The organism is Candidatus Darwinibacter acetoxidans, assembly GCF_041936445.1.
Classification (GTDB): domain Bacteria; phylum Bacillota; class Limnochordia; order Darwinibacteriales; family Darwinibacteriaceae; genus DTU010.
The window spans coordinates 1-3,814 of record NZ_JBHGXH010000178.1 but is presented as its reverse complement, the minus strand read 5'-3'; the positions used below and the strand labels follow the sequence as shown (position 1 = coordinate 3,814).

Annotated in this window: 4 protein-coding genes; 3 read left to right on the top strand and 1 reads right to left on the bottom strand. The window is 57.4% G+C overall.

Annotated elements, in window-relative coordinates; all coding sequences use genetic code 11:
* A partial coding sequence (locus ACE4YL_RS06545) for a beta-galactosidase small subunit-related protein (RefSeq protein ID WP_461369407.1) occupies positions 1-1,739 on the top strand: 1,739 nt, incomplete at its 5' end.
* A 28-nt stretch (positions 1,740-1,767) separates the two neighbouring features.
* On the opposite strand, the gene ACE4YL_RS06540 is transcribed toward ACE4YL_RS06545, so the two are convergent.
* A complete protein-coding gene (locus tag ACE4YL_RS06540) occupies positions 1,768-2,538 on the bottom strand; it encodes a type 1 glutamine amidotransferase (RefSeq protein WP_461369406.1) in 771 nt (256 codons plus the stop codon).
* 444 nt (positions 2,539-2,982) lie between these two features.
* On the opposite strand from ACE4YL_RS06540, the gene ACE4YL_RS06535 reads away from it, so the two are divergent.
* Both ACE4YL_RS06535 and ACE4YL_RS06530 read left to right on the top strand, forming a co-directional pair.
* Positions 2,983-3,369: an SPASM domain-containing protein gene (locus tag ACE4YL_RS06535; protein ID WP_461369405.1), complete on the top strand. Its 387-nt coding sequence runs from the start codon at positions 2,983-2,985 to the stop codon at positions 3,367-3,369.
* Positions 3,366-3,814 (top strand): ATP-binding cassette domain-containing protein (locus ACE4YL_RS06530; RefSeq protein ID WP_461369404.1); only part of this gene is annotated, 449 nt, incomplete at its 3' end. The genes ACE4YL_RS06535 and ACE4YL_RS06530, both read left to right, overlap by 4 nt.

Genomic DNA, 3,814 nt, shown 5'->3' with positions numbered 1-3,814 from the left:
TCCGCAAGATGAAGGAGGCGGCGCAGCAGATTGACCGCACCCGCCCCTTCCACTACGAGGGAGACCACGTCCTCGACATCTCCGACTTTTTCAGCCTCATGTATGCCACCCCGCAAACGGTGGAGAAGATCGGGCGGGGCAGGAGCGTGCGCGCCGGCCGGCTGGAGGCAAACAACCCCCTGGGGCGGCGGGTGACCCCCCGGCAGTATGCGGGGAAGCCCTTTGTGCTCTGCGAGTATGCCCATTGCATGGGCAACAGCCTGGGCAATTTTCAAAAGTACATGGATCTCTTCGAGAAGTATCCCCGCTGCATCGGCGGCTTTATCTGGGACTTTGCCGACCAGAGCATTTTAAAGAAGACCGCCGACGGCAGGGATTTCTGGGCCTACGGCGGCGATTTTGGGGACAGGCCCAACGACGGCTTTTTCTGCGGCAACGGTATTGTCGCCGCTGACCGCACCCCCTTCCCGGCGCTCTACGAGGTGAAGAAGGTCTACCAGGAGGTCAAGGTGCACCCCGTCGACTTAAAGGCGGGCAGGGTGCGCCTGGAGAACAGCTATCGCTTTCGCAGCCTCGACTTCCTGGCCATCAGCTGGCAGGTGGCCGCCGACGGGCGTGTCATCGAGCGGGGCCATCTAGACCCCGTGGCCGTGCCCCCCGGGGGGAGCAGGGAGATAACCCTGCCCTATACCGCGCCTCCGGCGGCGCCGGGGAAGGAATACCACCTGCTCGTCGAATTCCGGCTGGCCCAGGACAGCCCCTACGCCCCGCAGGGGCACGTCATGGCCTGGGAGCAGTTCAGCCTGCCTTTTTCTGCCCCGGAGCAGAAAACTTCCCGCGAGGCCTTGCCCCCGCTGTCCGTGATCGAGGAAGAGAAGGGGATTAAGGTGCAGGGCGAAGGCTTCAGCGCGCTCATAGAGCGGGAAAAAGGCTGCCTGGCCTCCTTTGCCGTGCAGGGCCGGGAGCTCATCACCTCGCCCTTGCGCCCCAACTTCTCCCGCGTGGATACCTGCAACGATTTCGGGGTGGCTAATTTCGTTCCTTTCCTCAGGTGGCAAAGCCCCTGGAAGAAGGCGGAGCAGCACAGAAGGGTTCGCCGCATCCGCTGGGAGCAGCCGGAACCCGGCCGGGTGGTGATCACGGTTATCTCCCGGGTCCGCTTCGGGAAGACGCCGCTGACCACGGTCTACACCATCTCCGGCAGTGGCGAGATCACCGTCTCCGCCGCCTTCGTCCCCTGGATTAACATGGACCGCTTCGGCATGATCATGGAGATACCCGGCCGCTACAGCCGGATGACCTGGTTCGGCAAGGGGCCTCACGAGACCATGTTGGACCGTAACAGGAGCGGAATCATCGGCATCCACTCGCTGCCCGTGGAGGAGGCCATCGTCAATTACCTCTACCCCCAGGAGAACGGGAACCGCTCAGAGGTGCGCTGGCTGTCCATGACCGGCGGGCAGGGGGAGGGGCTGCTTATAAGAGATGCCGGCGGCACCCTGCTTAACGTGAGCGCCTGGCCCTATACCAAGGAGGACCTGGAGCGGGCGCGCCATATCCACGAGCTGCCTCGCCGCGAGAATATCACCCTGCAGATCGACTACAAGCAGAAGGGGGTTGGCGGCGACATCCCCGGCCTGCTCGCCCTGCACGACGAGTTCAAGCTCAAGCGGGGCCAGCTCTACCGCTACAGCTTCACCCTATCGCATGTGACTGGAGGCGATTTTCCTGGCAAGTAAACAGGTCCGCCGTCAACCCCAAGACTTCTTATTTCAAGGAGACTCCGGCCCGGCGGAGAAAGTTGATCAACATGATCTTGCCGTCGGGTATGCGCCCCGAAAGCTCGGGATGAAACTGCACTCCGTAAATTTCCTTCTCACGGTGCCGGAAGATATGGATCCGGCATAGATCGCTCGAGCCAAGGAGCTCAAAATCCGCGGGCATCTCCTTGACCTCTTCGCCGTGCCAGTTGAACGTGGAGATGGGGCTGTCCAGGCCTTCCAGTATGGGGTCATCTTTCAGCAGCTCCACCTCGATATAGCCCAGCTCCTGGTAGCCCATGGGCGCCACCGGGGCTCCGAAAGCCTGGGCGATGACCTGGTGGCCGCCGCAGATGCCGAAAACGGGCAGGGAGGTGTCCCTTAGGAAGCTAAACATGGGTTCCATGACCGCCGGGTCATAGTCGGTCCAGGGAGCGGTTTGCCCGGAGATCAAAACGCAGACAGGGTTGTGCTGCATCACCCGCGCCTCGTCCGCCTGCGGGTAATGGATAATATCAATATTCACATCGGCTAACTGGGTTACGAAATCGGCCAGGCAGTAAGCCGGGTTCATGATCAGGTTTTGCTCCGGGGGAGTATACATGGGATCAATAATAACTACTGTTTGCTTGCCCGTTGCAATTGACGACGGCCGCCAGAAAAGCCCCCGGACCATCTGCCAGCGGAGAAAGTCGGTTGCCCAGATCAGCACTGCGACGATAACCAGCAGCACGAGCACCCATATTGCCGGCCTTTTCCACCATGCCTTTCTTGCCATGAGATTCCCTCCTTAATTGATATAGACAGGAAAAAGATTAAGGATATATGCTCCTTATTTGGATGGTTTAAATAATTTTATCATGTTTTCTCACTATTGGCGACTGTTTCAGCTTTGCCGGTCAATGTTGCAGTACTGGATGGCCCCGGGACGAGTTGCACGGAAGATTTGCCAGTTGCGCCGGAAGGTGAGCCGCAACATCATGAATGACAACGCGAGGTGGCGGGTGAAAACGTTCCGGGGCTGCACTTATGGCCCTATTATAAATATTAAGGAACTTTAATAAATAGGATGACAGTTTTCGACAATTAATATTCGGAATGTTCAGTATAATACTATATGGAGACAAGCCACTTGGCTTCTCAAAGGTGAAAGGGGGCGTATTAGATCGATTTCTACCAGAACAGGTATCAGGAAATCTTCCCCAATGGCAGGCCGCTTAACGTGCTGGATCTACCGGAGATATTCAGCGCCCTGTTTCTAGGATGTGAAGGGGGTCGCACTGACCTGTGGGTCAGGTATGACGGACGTACTTATCCCTGTGCCAATCTATCGGCAGCCGGCGAGTTTATGGTTGGGAACATACGTGAGAACACCTGTCTCGAAATTTGGAACGAGTCACAGGTGCTTCGGGAGTTCAGGCAGATGAACTGGCAAACGTTCAAGAACTGTGGGAACTGTGAGATAAGAGATCACTGTACCTACCGGTGCCCAGCTTCATCCATCTTTTTTCACGGTGACTACAACACGTGTGGCGCCAACGATTTCATCCGGGAAGTTATTAAGGTAGCGCGGGATCAGGGGCTAACAGACCGGGTAGATGGGCTATGAGCAATAAACCTGCGATGGTTGAGGTGGAGAACCTTGTCCGCGACTACCTGCCAGCCGGTCAGTTAAAAGCAGTTGCTTCTCGTAGAGTTCGAGCTCTCGATGGCGTCTCATTTTCAGTAGCGGAAGGGACGCTTTTCGGCATTCTTGGTCCTAATGGAGCCGGTAAGACCACGATGATCAAGATCCTTACGACCGTAGTCACGCCCACCAAGGGTAGTGCCCGCATATTTGGCTACGACGTCATAAAGGAGGCCCACCGGATCCGGCCACGCATTGGTGTGGCTTATGGAGGCGACCTCGGGCTTTACTGGCGCCTTAACGGGTTGGACAACCTTGTTTTTGCCGGGCAATTGCAAGGTATAGGAATGAAGGAATCCAGGGCCCGTGCCTGGGAGTTGCTCGAGCAATTCGAGTTAAAAGATGCAGCCAAGAAACGGGTCGACAG